We start from the raw sequence: 14,590 nt of genomic DNA, 5'->3' as shown, positions 1-14,590 counted from the left end.
GCCGTGTATTACCGATGGTTGGCTCGCTCGTGCATGATGGGTAAGGATGGTGGGTACCCACCGGTCAATGTCTCAATCAGGCAAAAATGAGCGGGGCGCCCCCCGCTCAACTTTCGGTTGCGCGCAGCGGATGGTTAACTCTTCCGGTCCCGCTGTCAGCTCGGATCGGCAAGACGAGGGAACCTTACTTATGGCAGACATCACTGGAGACCAGCGGATCCAGTCCGAAGTGCTCGAAGGCCTCGCCATGGCCGTGAACCACCGTCGGTGGTTCGTGGAGCTGGCTCTCCCGTACCTGGGCGACAACCCGATCGAGATCGGCAGCGGCCTGGGCGACTACGCACTGGAGTGGGCGGAGCACCTGCCCCGCTTCACCGCCACCGAGGCGGACCCCGACCGGCTGGTGCAGCTCAAGGAGCGCCTGGCCGACCACGACAACATCGACGTGCGGCAGATGCTGCTGCCCTCGGCCGAGGCCAACGGGGAATACAGCGCCGCTGTCTCCTACAACGTCCTCGAGCACATCGAGGACCACGTCGGTGCCCTGCGCAGCATGGCTGAGCTGGTCCGCCCCGGCGGCCGGATCATCCTGATCGTGCCGGCGTTCATGTTCGCGATGAGCCAGGTCGACGTCGCGACCGGCCACATCCGCCGCTACACCAAGAAGACGATGCGCGCCGCCATGACCGAGGCCGGCCTGACCATCGAGAAGCTGCACTACGCGAACGCCCTGGGCCTGATCGGGTATTACGGCGCGACGAGCATCTTCAAGATGGCCCCGAAGGAGGGCCCGATGGTCAAGGTCTACGACAGCGTCGTGCTGCCGATCACCAAGGCCGCCGAGAGCATCGTGAAGCCGCCGTTCGGCCAGTCGGTCTTCGTGGTCGCGAAGGTCTCCGGCTGATCCTGCACCGCCCGAAGCCCGCCGGATCGTGACCCGGCGGGCTTCGTCGTGTGCGCTGCCCGCAGGTCAGCCCTTGACCTGGTAGGTGGGCCGGATCGTCGCCCGGGCCAGGGTGTGGAAGGCCAGGTTGAAGCCGACGTAGGCCGGCGTGGCGTCCGCACCCACCTCGAGCCGGTCCACGTCGAGGGCATGCACCGCGAAGACGTAGCGGTGCGGGCGGTCACCGGGCGGCGGGGCCGCGCCGCCGTAGCCGGTGTCGCCGTAGTCGTTGCGCACGGTGAAGCCGCCGTCCGGCAGGGGGTCGACGCCACGGGCCAGCTCAGTCACCGAGGCCGGCAGGTTGACCGCCACCCAGTGCCAGAAGCCGCTGCCGGTCGGCGCGTCCGGGTCGAAACAGGTCACGACGAAACCCCGGGTCTCCGCCGGGAAGCCGGACCAGGACAGCTGCGGCGAGAGATTCTTGCCGCCGACGCTGGTATGCGCGTACAGCTCGTCGAGCGGTCGGCCGTCGGCCATGTCCACGCTCGTCAGCGTGAAGGCCGGGACCGGCGGCAGGATGTCGTAGGGATCCGGCGCTTCGGCTCGCTCCAGGCTCATGCTCGGTAGTCCTTCCACGTTTCCGGCGCCCAGATGGCACCGGTTCGACGACTTCCCCCGTTTGCCGACGGTAACCGGGTGAGGTGTCCCACATCTTTCGCCTCGGTTGCCGAGATGGAAGCGAAGTCTCGCAGAAACGCACAGATGGTGCGTGGGGTGGGGCTTGCGCCGGGCGATAGTTGAGTCAGACATCCGACCGGGTACGTAGGGCAGAGATCCCCGTGCTCGGTGGCGATCGGCCGCCGCATGGCGTCCAGCAAGTCGGCACCCGCCCGCCGCGACGGGTGCCGACTGCTGTGTGGCCCCGTGCGGCTCAGCAGCCGAACATCGGCAGGCAGGGCGCCAAGCCCTCGATCCGTACGTCGACCGTGCGGGCCGCCGCCCAGCCGGCCCGGTCCAGCCGCAGCCGGCGCCCGACCACCGCCTCGCCGCGGACCACATGCCGGGCGACGCCGTCGTCCACGTAACCGAGCCTCCGCGAGACGCCGTACGAGGCCGCGTTGGTCGCGAAGGCCTCCGAGACGGCCCACTGCGCGCCCAGCCCGGCGAAGGCCAGGTCCAGCACCGCGGCCCGCATCTCGGTGCCGAAGCCCTTGCCGTGGTGGGCCCGCCCCAACCACGACCCGGTGCCCACCTCGCGCAGCGTGGCGAACTGCCGGGCGTCGAGCGCCTGGGTGCCGATGACCTGTCCGTCGAACAGCGTCACGAGGTTCAGCGACCAGCTCTCCGGCGCCCACTCGCCCAACATCCGCCAGTGGAACTGCAGTGTTCCCCGCGCCACCTGCTGCGGTGAGTCGTCGGTCCACGGCACCAGGAACGGCTGATAGCCGGGGTCGTGCACCCCCTCGGCGGCGACGTCGGCGAGGTGCGCCAGGTCGGTCAGATCCGGTACGCGCAGTTCGAGCCGCGGCGTTCTCAGCCGCAGCCCGAACAGTGGCCAGTGCTCGGTGATCATGCGAGAGATTCTCGCCGCCCGCCGCCAACTCTGCTAAAACCGTTCGATGTGCAAGCCCGCGTAGAGCCGCCGATAAACGACCCCGGTACGCGGGTTCCCGGCGTCGATCATCATTCCGCCGCCCATGTAGATCCCCACGTGCCCCGGCCCCACGACCAGATCGCCGGGTTGCGCGGCGCCCCGGGAAACCGTACGGGCGCGGGCCGCCTGAGCCCCCGAGGAATGCGGCAACCGCAGCCCGACCTCCGCGTAGGCGCGCTTGGTGAAGCCCGAGCAGTCGAACGAATTCGGCCCCTCCGCGCCGCGTCGGTAGTTCTTGCCGAGTTGCGAACGGGCGTACGCGATCACCGACGACATCCGCATCGACGAGCGCACCTTGCGGGTCACCGCGCGGCGCTTGGGCGCCGCCCGGTGCCTGACCGCGGGCCGGACGGCGACCCGGGCCCTGGCCGCGGCGTGCCGGGCAGCGGCGGCCCGGCGGGCGACCACGGCCCGTCGTGCCGCGACCCGGCGCTGGGCAGCGGCCCTGACCTGAGCAACCCTGACCGCAGCGGCTCTGACCTCGACGGCCCGGCGGGCCACTGCTGCCCGGCGTACGGCCAGGATCTTCTTCGTCTCCCGCTGAGCGGACCGCTGCGCCGCGCGCAACGCCACGGCTGCCGGCCGTACGGCGGACCGGCGCACTGCCGAGCGGGAGGCTCGCAGCACGGTCCGGGCCATCAGGGTCGGCTGTTGTTCCACCAGCGCGGGCGCAGCGGCCGGCATGGGAATCGGCATGCTTTCCATGGGGGGTTCGACGGAATCGAGAGCCGGCGTGCTCACAGCGAGCGCGAGGGCGCCGGCGGCCAGGACACGGCCGGTGGACGGACGAGACAGCGAAGCCTCCGAGTTCGGCCCGGGGCTCTCACGCGAATCCCAATTCAGTGCGACGGATGGTGCCGCCGCGCCGGTTGTCATCCGTAGAACGGCGACAATGGGAACCCAGGCGATAGTGGTAATTCCGTCGACCATGCCAACACACATTCGCGGCTCCGTTGCGGGGAACCGAGAAAAAATGCTCCGCGGATGTCGATCCGAGCGCGAACCGTTCGTGTATGTGTCATCCAGAAGTGGAGCAGAACATGCGGACATACCTGATCAGCATCTTTCAGCCCGCCGGGCCGCCGCCCGGGCCGGAAATCCTCGAACCGGTGATGCGCGAGCTGGCCACGCTCCAGCGGGAGCTCCAGGACGCCGGCGCGTTCGTGTTCAGCGCCCCGCTCGGCCCGCCGAGCACCGCGACGGTGGTCCGGGTCAGCGACGGTGACGTGCTGCTCACCGACGGGCCGTTCCTGGAGAGCAAGGAATTCCTCGGCGGCTTCACCGTCATCACCGCCGAAGACCTGGACGCCGCCCTGAAGTGGGGCGGGCGGATGGCGGCGGCGACCACCCTGCCGGTCGAGGTGCGGCCATTTCAGGCCTGACCGGCGTCTTCCGCGCCGAGTACGGGCGCGCGGTCGCCGTCCTGACCCGCTACCTCGGCGACCTCGACCTCGCCGAGGAGGCGGTGCAGGATGCGTTCACCGTGGCCAGTGCGAAGTGGCCGGCGGAGGGCGTCCCGCCGAGCCCGGCCGGCTGGATCATCGCCACGGCCCGGCACCGGGCCATCGACCGGCTCCGGCGCGAGTCGGCCCGGGCCGCGAAGGAGGCGGAGGCGGCGATGCTCGTCCCGGCATCACCAGCGCAGGAGGAGACGGACCTGCTCCGGCTGATCTTCACCTGCTGTCACCCCGCGCTGGCGCAGAGCGCACAGGTCGCCCTCACCCTGCGGCTGCTCGGCGGACTGACCACGCCCGAGATCGCGCGAGCGTTTCTGGTGCCGGAGCCGACCATGGCCCAGCGCATCGTCCGGGCGAAGGGCAAGATCCGGGACGCCGGCATCCCGTACCGGGTGCCCGGCGACGCCGAACTGCCGGACCGGCTGCGGCCGGTGCTGGCGGTCCTCTATCTGATCTTCAACGAGGGGTACGCGGCCACCGCCGGCCCCGCCCTGACCCGCGACGACCTGTGCACCGAGGCCGTCCGGCTGGCCCGGATGCTGGCGCGGCTGATGCCCCGGGAGCCCGAGGTGTGGGGCCTGCTGGCGTTGCAACTGCTCATTCTCGCCCGGCGGCCGGCCCGCACCACGGTGGACGGAGCGATGATCCGGCTCGCCGACCAGGACCGGTCCCGCTGGGACGCGGAACTGGCCGCCGAGGGGCAGGAGATCGTGCGAGCCTGCGTACGGCGGGGACAGCCGGGGCCGTACCAGGTGCAGGCGGCGATCAACGCGGTGCACAGCGCCGCGCCGACGGTGGCCGCGACCGACTGGCCGGCGATCGTGCGGCTGTACGACCAGCTCATGGTGCTCGCGCCGACCCCGGTGGTGGCCCTGAACCGCGCGGTGGCGATAGCCGAGGTGTCCGGCCCGGCCGCGGCCCTGCCGCTGGTGGAGGCGCTCGACCTGGACCGGTATCACCTGTTCCACGCGATCCGGGCGGACCTGCTCAAGCGCCTGGGCCGCAGGGCCGAGGCCGCGGCGGCCTACACCCGGGCAGCCGAGCTGACCAGCAACGCCGCCGAGCTGGCCTTTCTGCGGCAGGCCCTGGTCACGGTACGTCGCTGACCTCCAGCACCCGGGTCGTCGGCGCCGCGACACCGAGGGCGGCCCGCAACGACAGCCGCGCCGGGTCGGTGAGCACCGCCTCGTAGCCGGCCCGCGACTCGAACGCCAGAATCTGCACCTCCGAGCCGCCGTCCCCGGTGCGCAGCCGGCGCTCCACCTGGCCGCCGTGCCGGCCGAGCAGGGCCAGCACCTCGTCCTCGTACCGGCCGCCGGCCTCGAAGTGGCCGGTCGCCATCTCGACCACCGCCACGATCCGGAAGGGTTCTTGATCCGTCATGCCGGCGAGTATCGCAGCGACGCAGACTGGAGGACATGCAGCGAGTGGACCTCGGCGAGGTGCCGTACGAGCAAGCGATGCAGCGGATGGCAACCTGGACGGTGGAGCGCCGCGCGGGCACAGCGCCCGATCGGCTGTTCCTGCTCAGCCACCCGGCTGTGATCACCTACGGGCGCACGACGCCGCTCACCGACCTGCCCGCCGACCTGCCCGGTATCCCCACCGTGCTCGCCGACCGCGGTGGCCAGGCGACCTATCACGGCCCCGGCCAGTTGATCGGCTATCTGGTCCTCGACCTGCACGAACGCGGCCCCGGCGACATCGTGCGGTGGCTGGAGAACGGCCTGGTCGCGGCCCTCGGCGACCTCGGCTTCAGCACGGTCCGCCGGGACACGCCCAAGGGCTCGACCAGCCTGGTCGGCGTGTGGACGCCCGACGGCCGCAAGCTCGCGTCGATCGGCATGCGGATCCGCGGCGGCGTGACCAGCCACGGCTTCGCCCTCAACATCGACCCCGACCTGTCGGTCTTCGACTCGTTCGTGGCCTGCGGACTCGACGACGTGGCGATGACCTCGCTCCGGCAGCTCTCGGTACTCGCGCAGCTGCCGATGCCGACCGAAGCCGCTGTCCGCGATGCCGTCTTCGGGCACCTGCGAAAGCAGCCGTGACCTCGTCGCGGCTCGGGGAGCTGTCTCCCGGCAGCCTTCCCGCAGTCGCGATTCGCGGCACTATCTGACGGCGGCCGCGGCTCGCAGCACTACCTGACGGCGATCGCGGCTCGCAGCACTACCTGACGGCGGTCGCGAAAGCAGCCGCGAACTCGTCGCGGTTCGGGCCCAGGACCGCGAACACGACATGCTCCATCGGATACCGGGTCAGGGCCGCGGCGAACGCTTCCGCCACCGTGGCGGGGTCGTTGCCGAAGACCCCGCAACCCCACGCGCCGAGCACCAGCCGGCGATGGCCGTGCGCGGCGGCGACCGCGAGCACCCGCGCCGCACGGCGGCGCAACACCGCGGGGACCTCGGCGACCAGCTCGGGCTGGTTGCCCCGGATCGCGGACAGATTGGGCGCGGCCGAGGTCAAGAACGTGACCGGGTACGGCTCCGTGAGCAGCGTCGCCTTGTCGTCACGGAAGACGGGCACCGCCGGCGAGTAGATGACGCGGTCGGTGTAGGTCAGCTCGGCGTGGGCCCGGTGGAACGCGTAGAAGTCACCGGCCGCACGCAGGCACGGATACAGCGCCGAGCTGCGGGCGACGCTCTCCTCCTGGGCCTGGGCACCGTTGAGGAAGCCGCCGCCCGCGTTGCGAGCCGAGGCGAAGACCAGCGCCGCGACGTCGCCACCGAGACGTCGCGCCGCGGCCAGGGTGGACTCGCCGGTGACCTCGACGTGCGTGCCCGGCGCGGCCACGCCCGCGGGCAACTCGTCGGCCGGCAGATAGAGCCGGGTGCCGGCGACCGCGGACCCGACATCGATGCGCACTTCGGCGCCGTGCGGATCGTGATACCAGCCACGCTCGGCGATCTCCACGGCCTCTTGGGCGATGGCCCGCAATCGTCTGCTCATGATGCGTCCATGATGGTCGCCCGGGCGACCGACGTCACCCGAATACCCAGCGTCGACGGCGCGCTAGGGGAGCAACGTCTTGTACAGGCGGTAGCGGGTGACGCTCTGTGGGCGTACCCCCGGCATGGTCTGGACCTTGTCCCACAACGGGCCTTGGGAGATCCCGCGGCCGGTGGCCGCCAGGGCGTTCTTGTGGGCGTCCGCGCTGACCCACTCGGCGTAGTTGAGCACCCGCCGGCCGTCGATACTGATGTGAAAGAACCCGCCAAGACCACCGGCGGGCAGGTCGCCGTCCTGGTCCAAGGCCTCGAAGACCGCATCCACCCAGGTACGGGCGAGAGCGTCACCATCGGTGTCGACGCGCACGGCGACGATCGCGCCAGGCACCGCGCCGTCGGACGATCTGCCGCCCCGGTACAGGCGATACCTGGTGTGCTCATTCAGGTGCGGTAGTCGGCCTTCGCTCGTCCACTGTGCGTAGTGCAGCAGGAGATCACCGTCTGTGTCCAGGAAGAGGGCATAGCTCAGCAGCCCCTCCGGCCAGGGCTCGCTGCGCCAGGCGGCGATGACGGCGTCGGCGGTGGCCACCAGTTGGTCGGCGCCGCCCGCCGCCCGCTCGGCGGCAAGGACGACGCCGGCGTCGGTCCGGGCCGGATCGGGAAGTTCGTCGGTGACCCGCATGCCAGCCGCCTCAAGCCGTCACGTACGGGCGGGCCTGGTGGGCGTCACGCAGGGTGAGGCCCCACCAGGTGAGACGGTCGAGGAGAACGCGAGCGGCGGCGCCGGGCACCGCCTCATCCAGGGGCCGGCCGTCCGGGCCGAAGCAGGACCGGGCGCCATGAAAGCTGACCGTGTCACGCACGGTGACGGCATGCAGTTCGGCGAAGACCACCCGCAGATGCTCGACCGCGCGGAGCCCGCCGGACAGCCCGCCGTACGAAACGAAGCCGACGGGTTTGGCCTGCCACTCCCGGAAGTGGCTGTCGATCACGGCCTTGAGCGGCGCGGGGTAGCTGTGGTTGTACTCGGGCGTGACGACGACGAAGGCGTCGGCGGCCCCGAGCTTCCCGGTGACCGAGCCGGCTTCGGATCCGGCGTCGGCGGCCCTGGTGCCGGCCCGGGTGCCAGCCTCGGTGCCGGCCTCGGTGCCGGCTTCGGGTGCGGCGAGGTCGACGATCTCGACGTCCAGGTCGTTGCGGCGGCCCGCCTCCCCGGCGAACCAGGCGGCGACGGTCGGCCCGAAGCGCCCTTCCCGGGTGCTGCCGACGATGACGGCCAGGCGGAGCGGATGTGCGGACACGGTGTCTCCCTCGATCGGTGCGATGACGGCTCCGACGCTAGAACCCCAACTAATGTTGAGGTCAAGCACGCGAGAAGGGTGACGGCACATGGAGCTGAGCGTCGGAGAGCTGGCGGCCCGCAGCGGGGTCGCGGTGTCGGCCCTGCACTTCTTCGAACGACAGGGCCTGCTCACCAGCCGGCGAACGGCGGGGAACCAGCGCCGGTACCGCCGCGACGCGCTGCGCCGGGTGGCCTTCATCCGAATCGCGCAACGGGTGGGCATCCCACTGAAGGAGGTGGGCGCGATCCTGACGCTGCTGCCGGACAACCGCGCCCCGACCCGCGAGGATTGGGCCCGGGTGTCGCAATGCTGGCAGGAACAACTCGATCGGCGAATGCTCCACCTGGAGCAGTTACGCAACGACTTCACCGGATGCGTGGGCTGCGGGTGCATGTCGATCGACCGCTGCCCGCTGATCAACCCGAACGACGAACTCGGCAAGCATGGTCCGGGCCCACGGCGCCTTATCTGATCGCTTGCTGCCCTTCGTGCGGCTGCGGGCGGCCTCGTTTGTGGCTGCAGCTGCGGGGCCCCTCGTTGTGGCTGCAACTGCAGGCGGCTCTTGTGGCTGCAGCTGCAAGCCCCCGCTATGGCTGCGGGCGGCCCTTTTGGGCTGCAGGTGCGGGCCCCCGTCATGGCTGCGGGCGGCCCTTTTGGGCTGCAGGTGCGGGCGGCAATTGCTTCGGGTGTCGCGCCGGGCCCGGGTGATTGATCCCGGCACGCCGGGAGCGGCACGATGAGGCAGGGCGGGGGAGCTGCCAAAATGGCACATATCCCCCGAATCGCCGAGAGGGTTGCTTCCTGAATGCGCCGTCGTCCTGCTTTGCTGTTCGCTGCCCTGACCCTCGCTGCGCTGCTACTCCCCGGCGAAGTGGGCATGGCCCACGCCGACGCACCAACCGCTTCTCGTGCCGGCCTGGCAACTGCACCGGCCGATCCTCAGTCCAGCGACGCAGTCATGCCCGCTGCTCCCCAGACTGGCAACCCCGCCGCGCCCGCTGATCCCCAGACTGGCAACCCCGCGCCCGCTGATCCCCAAGCTGGCAACCCCACCGCGCCGGCCGGCTTTCCAGCTAGTTCGATCGTGACTCGGCCCGGGGCGGCCGCGGTGAGGATGACATTCGACGCCGCGCCGGAACCGGCTGCCAAGGGTGCGGCCGTGATGCTGACCGGCCGGGTGTGGCAGACCGCTCGGGGCAACCAGGCCCGGGTGGACTTCTACTTCCACGCGACCGGAACCCCCGCGAACGCCTACACACACCAGGGCTTCGCGACGACGACGGATGCGGGGAACTTCAGCCGCAGCTTCACCGCGCAGACGACCGGCACGTGGAAGGCCGTGTACGCCGGCTCGCCAAACCACCGCAACGCGGCCCGACTGGACGCGGTGCAGGTGTTTCAGCGTCGCTCGCGGGAGGTCGCCGGCTGGTCGGACCGGACCAGTTCCTGGCAGAGCCCGACGATCCGGATCCCCACCCAGGACTACAAGGCGATCATGTCCTGGAACTGCGCGGGCGGCGGCTCCCCCTTCGCGCACCTGACCTGGATCGGCCAGGGCGGTGGCTCCGAGTACGTCCGCGGCGAGAAGACCACCGGCTCCCTGACCCTGAACGGCCACGCGGGCGCCCGGAGAGGCGTCTTCAAGGTCAGCACCTCGACCAACTGCACCTGGAGAGTCCGCGTCTTCTCCGGAATCGCCGCCTTCCAGGTCTGAGCCGAGCGTCATCCGCGGGCCGGGGACTCGGTCACCGCTCGCCCGTCTCAGGGTCGGCGAGCCCGGCGCGGATCACCCCTGGCCGAGCGGCATCGACCAAGGGCCGGACCAGCGCCGGCCCTTGGCCCAGTCCCGGCCCTTGGCCCAGTCCCGGCCCCTAGTGCAGTGCCGGCCCTTGGTGCAGTGCCGGCCCGGACCAGTGCCGAGCCCCGGCCGGGTCAGGTCAAGGCAGGAGGAGGATTTTGCCCAGGTGGTCGCTGCTTTCCATCAGGCGGTGGGCCGCCGCCGCGTCTGCCATCGGGATCGTGCGGTCGATGATCGGGCGGATCGCTCCCGCGTCGACCAGCGGCCAGACCTGCTCGCGCACGCCCCTGACGATGCGGGCCTTGTCGGGGAGCGGCCGGGCGCGCAGGGTCGTTGCGGAGACCGAGCCGCGCTTCATCATCAGCGCGGCCAGGTCGAGCTCGCCACTGCGGCCGCCCTGCAGCCCGATGACGGCGATGCGGCCGCCGGAGGCCAGCGCGGCCACGTTCCGGTTCAGGTATTTCGCGCCGATGATGTCGAGGATGACATCGACGCCCTTGCCGTCGGTGAATTCCTTGGTCTCCGCGACGAAGTCTGCCGAGGTGTAGTCGATCGCCAGGTCGGCGCCGAGCGCACGCAGCTGGGCATGCTTGGGCTCCCGGGCCGTGACCAGCACCCTGGCGCCCAGGGCCTTGCCCAGCTGAATCGCGAACGTGCCGATGCCGCCGCCTCCGCCGTGCACTAGCAGCGTCTCGCCCTTGCGGAGGCGAGCGACATCCACCACGTTTGACCAGACCGTGCAGGCGACCTCGGGGAGAGCCGCCGCCTCCTGCACGGACATCTGCTGCGGGATCGGCAGGAGCTGACCCGCCGGCACCGCCACCTGCTCCGCATAGCCGCCGCCGGCGAGCAGGGCGCACACCCGCTCGCCCACGTGGTGGCCGGTCACCCCGTCACCGATCGCCGTGATCACGCCGGAGCACTCGAGGCCCGGAAACGGCGGTGCGCCCGGCGGCGGCGGGTAGTGGCCCTGGCGCTGCGTCACGTCGGCCCGATTGACCGCTGCGGCCGTCACCTCGACGACCACCTCGCCGGCGCCAGGGGTCGGGTCGGGCACTTCGGCCCAGACGAGGGCATCCGGGCCGCCGGGCTCTTCGATCGTGATCGCGTGCATGACTGATAGCTTGCCCGACGCGTACGACAAAAAATGGACCCTCAGCCGGGCACGTTCCACTTCTGGTTGGCGGCGCCCGTACAGGACCAGATCTGCAGCTTGGCGCCGTCGGCGGCGTTGTTGTTCTGGACGTCGAGACACTTGCCGGACGCCGCGTTGACCAGCGAACCGTTGCCAGCGGTCCACTTCTGGCTGGCCACCGTGTCGATGCAGTCCCACAGGTGCACGGCGGCGCCGTCTGTCGTTGAGTTGTTCGACACATCCAGGCACTTGCCGAGGCCCCGGACAGTGTTGTCGGCGCCGAGCGTCCAGACCTGGTTCGGGCCACCAGTGCACGTCCACAGCTGCGGCAGGTTGCCGTTGGCGGTGGAGCCCCCGGTCACGTCCAGGCATTTGCCACCCAGACCCGAGACCGCTCCGGTACGCGTACCCCCGGTTTGGCTGCCGCCCCAGGTGAAAGTCGCCGAGGTCTTGGTCGGCAGGCTGTACACGAGGGACTGTCCGCCCCAGTTGACCTTGACGGTCTGCGTGCCGCCGCTGGTGTTGTACGCGATCAGCGCCTTCGACCCGTCCGGGTTCTTCCAGGCCACGTTCTTGACGGTCGTGTTCGCGGTCGAGTCGATGCGCACCGCACCCGGCTTCACGAACTTGGTCAGGTGACCCATCGTGTAGTACTCAATCGTGTAATCGACCTGCCCGCTGCGGCTGTCACCGTTGTGCACGGTGACCAGGCCGGTGCAGGTGCCACAGCCGCCGTTGTGCGGGCCCATGTTCTGGTCGACCGCGAGGCTCCACTTGGTCCACGACCGCGCCCAGTTCCGGGTGTAGTCGATCAGATTGTTCATGTCCTCGGCCTGCTGGTTGCCGACCCAGGTGCCACCGGAGTGCTCGGTGAAATACTGATTCATGGACGGATACTGGTTGCGTACCGTGGAAGCCTTGCTGGGATCGCCGCCGTAACCGTGCCAGCCCACCCCGCCGAAGTTCGGGTGATTGCGGATGGCCGCGTCGTTGACGAGCGGCGCGCCCCAGGTGTCGTAGTCGCTGTAGTTCCAGTCGTGCACCAGCAGTTTCGTGCTCAGGCCTGCGGCCTGCAGGGCGGGCAGCAGGTCATTCTTGGCGAACGACTGCAGCCCGGAGACGCTCCATTGCATGGAGGGATAACCGGGACAGCAGCCGGGCTCGTTCTGCTCGGTGACATATTTGACGTGTACGCCCTGAGCCTCGTACCCCTGGATGTACTTCACGAAATACTGGGCGTACGCCTTGTAATACTCGGCCTTGAGATATCCCTGGTTGTAGCTGTTGTTGTCCTTCATCCAGGACGGCGCGGACCAGGGCGAGGCCATCACCAGCAGGCTCGGATTGAGGCTCTCGGCCTGCCTGGTCAGCGCCAGCACGTCGACATCGCGAGCCAGCGTAAAATCGTTGACGTCGCAGCAGGTGCCGTCATACGAATAGCTGGAACGGGCCAGATCCGACGAGCCGATGACATTGCGGGTGGCGCTCACCCCGATCCCAGCGGTCGGGCTGAACAGCTTGGCCATGACATCGTTGCGGGTGGCGGCGGAGAGCGCGCCACTGCCGTTGATGAGCCAGGCGGCGGTGTCGGTGAACGAGGCGCCGGCGCCCTCAAACTGCTGGTACGTGGTGTTTTCATTGACGGTGATCGTCTGGTTGGCGCTGCCGGTGCTGCCGGCGAAGTTGACCGGCGCCTGCTGCTGCAGGCCGCGGGTGACAGCACGCCCGGCGCTGTCACTGGTGGTGGTGAGATAGACGTTGACCTGCTCGTTGGCGGCGAACGCACTCGGGGCGAACACGATGCCGGCGCCGACCGCGAGCACGACGGCGGCCGCGGCGATCACGGTCCTTCTTCCGGGGACGGACATGGTGAGGACTCCCTTGACCGAAGGTGGGGGCCTGGCCGGGATAGGTAAGGCAGCGAACAATAAACACGGTTGTCTATACCGTGTCAACCGTGGTGGTAGCGGTGTCGGGCCGTGTTTGGGCAGCTCAGGTGCCTGTTAAGAGACTTAATATAAGTTTCGGTTTGGGCACGGGGGGTTGGCGTGCACGCCGGGAGCCGTGTCCGTTCCGCTTCGCGCGCATGGATCTGGCAGACTGAGTGCCGCCGTACGGGAGGGCTCGCCTAGTGGCCGATGGCGCCGGTCTTGAAAACCGGTGAGGCGTTCCGCGTCTCCGTGGGTTCGAATCCCACGCCCTCCGCTCTGAGCACGAGAAGGGCAGTCTCACTGAGCCTCAGGTGATCTAGCTACAGCTCACTGGATCACGGCAAATACGCGGCAGAGTTTCGACGGCCGACGCCCCGTCCTCCTCCACCTCCAAGGCTCCGCGATCCGGCGGCGTGCCGCAGCTGGTACGGCACCTTGCCGAGCGGGGTGCGCTGCCGTGCCGGGGTCAAAGCCAGAACAACGCGGCGAAGACCGCGGCGCGGCAGTTCGGCGGGGTGGAGGCACTTGCTCACCGACGTGCTGAATCCTGGCCGGGCGGTTTCGGTGGCGGGGTCGAAATAGTTTCTCAGCGCGCGTATCGTGTCCGCGAAAATCAATAGATGGGGATGCGGCATTGAAAACGCTCCACATTGCCGCAATCGCGGCATTGTCCACTTCCCTGATTCTCACCACCGGCACGCCGGCTTTCGCCGACGACCAGCCGGCCGACACCACACCACCCGTGATCTACTCCACCGGGCTGAGGGTGGGACAAGACTTCGGTCGCTTGGCGACCTTCGCGCCCAGCTTCAGCGACGACGTCGTCGCAGTGCAGACCTCGGTCAACGGCCACGCCTACACGTACGGTGGCGTCAAGTTGCACTGGCCGGTCATGGCCAATCTTGCCGGGGTCGACGACAACACTGATGTCGACGTCACCGTCCGGGTCTACGACCAGGCCAGGAACTACAGCGAACTGACCACCCGGGTGCACACCGAATTCATCGCGCCGGAGGCGTCCTTCTCGCCGGCGGCCAACACCGTCGTGCACGGCATCACCAAGATTACTGGTACGGCCCTGTCCGACGACGTCGCCGAGATCGCCATCAGCCGGGGCGGTGAGAAGGTCAGCCGGGTGACAGCCGCGCCGTGGGAGTTGGCCTGGGACACCACCAAGGCAGCGCTCCGAGGCGGGCTCACCCTTCAGGTCACCGATCGCGCCGGTAACGTGACCACCTACCACCGCTACTACGCGGTCGACAACGTCGGCCCGGACGTCTCGTTCTCCTGGGACGTACCGAATGTGGTTCACGCCGGCAAGTTTTATCTAAGCTCGTGGATCTCTGATCGGTCCGGTGTGGACCGAGTCGAGTGGTGGATCGACGGTGCGCTGCGTTCAACCAGCAAGACCGGCTTCACGTACGACTTCGGCGGCAGG

16 protein-coding genes and 1 tRNA gene are annotated in these 14,590 nt (G+C 69.4%); 8 read left to right on the top strand and 9 right to left on the bottom strand.

All coding sequences use genetic code 11. The features are described from left to right. Positions 1–190 precede the first annotated feature (190 nt). On the top strand, positions 191–904 hold the full coding sequence (locus tag DMB66_RS15515) for a bifunctional 2-polyprenyl-6-hydroxyphenol methylase/3-demethylubiquinol 3-O-methyltransferase UbiG (protein WP_125804792.1): 714 nt from the start codon (positions 191–193) through the stop codon (positions 902–904). Between the two features lie 66 nt (positions 905–970). On the opposite strand, the gene DMB66_RS15510 is transcribed toward DMB66_RS15515, so the two are convergent. The 3 genes from DMB66_RS15510 to DMB66_RS63730 all read right to left on the bottom strand — a co-directional run bounded on the left by DMB66_RS15510 (position 971) and on the right by DMB66_RS63730 (position 3,233). Then, positions 971–1,501: a YbhB/YbcL family Raf kinase inhibitor-like protein gene (locus DMB66_RS15510; RefSeq protein ID WP_125804791.1), complete on the bottom strand. Its 531-nt coding sequence runs from the start codon at positions 1,499–1,501 to the stop codon at positions 971–973. 313 nt (positions 1,502–1,814) lie between these two features. Continuing rightward, complete coding sequence (locus DMB66_RS15505; RefSeq protein WP_125804790.1) at positions 1,815–2,456, bottom strand: GNAT family N-acetyltransferase; 642 nt, start codon at positions 2,454–2,456, stop codon at positions 1,815–1,817. A gap of 33 nt (positions 2,457–2,489) precedes the next feature. Next, the gene (locus DMB66_RS63730) at positions 2,490–3,233 is read right to left on the bottom strand and encodes a C40 family peptidase (RefSeq protein ID WP_233624578.1); all 744 of its coding nucleotides are present in this window, start codon (positions 3,231–3,233) and stop codon (positions 2,490–2,492) included. 344 nt (positions 3,234–3,577) lie between these two features. On the opposite strand from DMB66_RS63730, the gene DMB66_RS15495 reads away from it, so the two are divergent. Next, complete coding sequence (locus tag DMB66_RS15495; protein WP_125804789.1) at positions 3,578–3,919, top strand: YciI family protein; 342 nt, start codon at positions 3,578–3,580, stop codon at positions 3,917–3,919. Continuing rightward, positions 3,907–5,100: an RNA polymerase sigma factor gene (locus DMB66_RS15490; RefSeq protein WP_199752377.1), complete on the top strand. Its 1,194-nt coding sequence runs from the start codon at positions 3,907–3,909 to the stop codon at positions 5,098–5,100. The genes DMB66_RS15495 and DMB66_RS15490 overlap by 13 nt, the downstream gene beginning before the upstream one ends. Here DMB66_RS15490 and DMB66_RS15485 read toward each other — a convergent pair. Further along, entirely contained in the window at positions 5,084–5,377 is a 294-nt protein-coding gene (locus DMB66_RS15485; protein WP_125804787.1) for a hypothetical protein, read from the bottom strand. The two genes, DMB66_RS15490 and DMB66_RS15485, sit on opposite strands and share 17 nt — an antisense overlap. A gap of 35 nt (positions 5,378–5,412) precedes the next feature. Between DMB66_RS15485 and lipB the strand changes: the two genes are divergently transcribed. Continuing rightward, entirely contained in the window at positions 5,413–6,045 is a 633-nt protein-coding gene (lipB, locus tag DMB66_RS15480; protein WP_125804786.1) for a lipoyl(octanoyl) transferase LipB, read from the top strand. A gap of 118 nt (positions 6,046–6,163) precedes the next feature. Here the strand turns inward: lipB and DMB66_RS15475 are convergent, their stop codons facing one another. The 3 genes from DMB66_RS15475 to DMB66_RS15465 form a co-directional block, all read right to left on the bottom strand. Beyond that, the gene (locus tag DMB66_RS15475) at positions 6,164–6,946 is read right to left on the bottom strand and encodes a TIGR02452 family protein (RefSeq protein ID WP_125804785.1); all 783 of its coding nucleotides are present in this window, start codon (positions 6,944–6,946) and stop codon (positions 6,164–6,166) included. Between the two features lie 63 nt (positions 6,947–7,009). Beyond that, positions 7,010–7,627 carry an antibiotic biosynthesis monooxygenase gene (locus DMB66_RS15470; RefSeq protein WP_125804784.1) on the bottom strand — a complete coding sequence of 206 codons (618 nt, stop codon included), beginning with the start codon at positions 7,625–7,627 and terminating at the stop codon, positions 7,010–7,012. Positions 7,628–7,637: 10 nt separating this feature from the next. Further along, positions 7,638–8,246, bottom strand: a complete 609-nt coding sequence (locus tag DMB66_RS15465) for an NADPH-dependent FMN reductase (RefSeq protein WP_125804783.1) — start codon at positions 8,244–8,246, stop codon at positions 7,638–7,640. A gap of 88 nt (positions 8,247–8,334) precedes the next feature. Between DMB66_RS15465 and soxR the strand changes: the two genes are divergently transcribed. Both soxR and DMB66_RS15455 read left to right on the top strand, forming a co-directional pair. Then, entirely contained in the window at positions 8,335–8,760 is a 426-nt protein-coding gene (gene soxR / locus DMB66_RS15460; RefSeq protein ID WP_125804782.1) for a redox-sensitive transcriptional activator SoxR, read from the top strand. Between the two features lie 642 nt (positions 8,761–9,402). Next, complete coding sequence (locus tag DMB66_RS15455; protein ID WP_148112740.1) at positions 9,403–10,002, top strand: hypothetical protein; 600 nt, start codon at positions 9,403–9,405, stop codon at positions 10,000–10,002. A gap of 223 nt (positions 10,003–10,225) precedes the next feature. Here DMB66_RS15455 and DMB66_RS15450 read toward each other — a convergent pair whose 3' ends face one another. Continuing rightward, positions 10,226–11,200 carry an NAD(P)H-quinone oxidoreductase gene (locus DMB66_RS15450; RefSeq protein ID WP_125804780.1) on the bottom strand — a complete coding sequence of 325 codons (975 nt, stop codon included), beginning with the start codon at positions 11,198–11,200 and terminating at the stop codon, positions 10,226–10,228. Positions 11,201–11,241: 41 nt separating this feature from the next. Continuing rightward, positions 11,242–13,089: a ricin-type beta-trefoil lectin domain protein gene (locus DMB66_RS15445; protein WP_125804779.1), complete on the bottom strand. Its 1,848-nt coding sequence runs from the start codon at positions 13,087–13,089 to the stop codon at positions 11,242–11,244. A 249-nt stretch (positions 13,090–13,338) separates the two neighbouring features. Here DMB66_RS15445 and DMB66_RS15440 point away from each other — a divergent pair. Together DMB66_RS15440 and DMB66_RS15435 are read left to right on the top strand one after the other, a co-directional pair. Continuing rightward, positions 13,339–13,426: transfer RNA gene (locus tag DMB66_RS15440), tRNA-Ser, on the top strand. A gap of 393 nt (positions 13,427–13,819) precedes the next feature. Then, positions 13,820–14,590: Ig-like domain-containing protein (locus DMB66_RS15435; protein WP_148112739.1), on the top strand; the 771-nt coding region annotated here is incomplete at its 3' end.

Source organism: Actinoplanes sp. ATCC 53533 (genome assembly GCF_003947245.1).
This window is presented reverse-complemented; position numbering and strand designations above follow the sequence as displayed.

Bases quoted from the DNA above. Each gene is read 5' to 3' on its own strand.
- DMB66_RS15515 (WP_125804792.1), top strand. From the start codon at position 191: ATGGCAGACATCACTGGAGACCAGCGGATCCAGTCCGAAGTGCTCGAA.
- DMB66_RS15510 (WP_125804791.1), bottom strand. From the start codon at position 1,501: ATGAGCCTGGAGCGAGCCGAAGCGCCGGATCCCTACGACATCCTGCCG.
- DMB66_RS15505 (WP_125804790.1), bottom strand. From the start codon at position 2,456: ATGATCACCGAGCACTGGCCACTGTTCGGGCTGCGGCTGAGAACGCCG.
- DMB66_RS63730 (WP_233624578.1), bottom strand. From the start codon at position 3,233: ATGCCGATTCCCATGCCGGCCGCTGCGCCCGCGCTGGTGGAACAACAG.
- DMB66_RS15495 (WP_125804789.1), top strand. From the start codon at position 3,578: ATGCGGACATACCTGATCAGCATCTTTCAGCCCGCCGGGCCGCCGCCC.
- DMB66_RS15485 (WP_125804787.1), bottom strand. From the start codon at position 5,377: ATGACGGATCAAGAACCCTTCCGGATCGTGGCGGTGGTCGAGATGGCG.
- lipB (WP_125804786.1), top strand. From the start codon at position 5,413: ATGCAGCGAGTGGACCTCGGCGAGGTGCCGTACGAGCAAGCGATGCAG.
- DMB66_RS15475 (WP_125804785.1), bottom strand. From the start codon at position 6,946: ATGAGCAGACGATTGCGGGCCATCGCCCAAGAGGCCGTGGAGATCGCC.
- DMB66_RS15470 (WP_125804784.1), bottom strand. From the start codon at position 7,627: ATGCGGGTCACCGACGAACTTCCCGATCCGGCCCGGACCGACGCCGGC.
- soxR (WP_125804782.1), top strand. From the start codon at position 8,335: ATGGAGCTGAGCGTCGGAGAGCTGGCGGCCCGCAGCGGGGTCGCGGTG.
- DMB66_RS15455 (WP_148112740.1), top strand. From the start codon at position 9,403: ATGACATTCGACGCCGCGCCGGAACCGGCTGCCAAGGGTGCGGCCGTG.
- DMB66_RS15450 (WP_125804780.1), bottom strand. From the start codon at position 11,200: ATGCACGCGATCACGATCGAAGAGCCCGGCGGCCCGGATGCCCTCGTC.
- DMB66_RS15445 (WP_125804779.1), bottom strand. From the start codon at position 13,089: ATGTCCGTCCCCGGAAGAAGGACCGTGATCGCCGCGGCCGCCGTCGTG.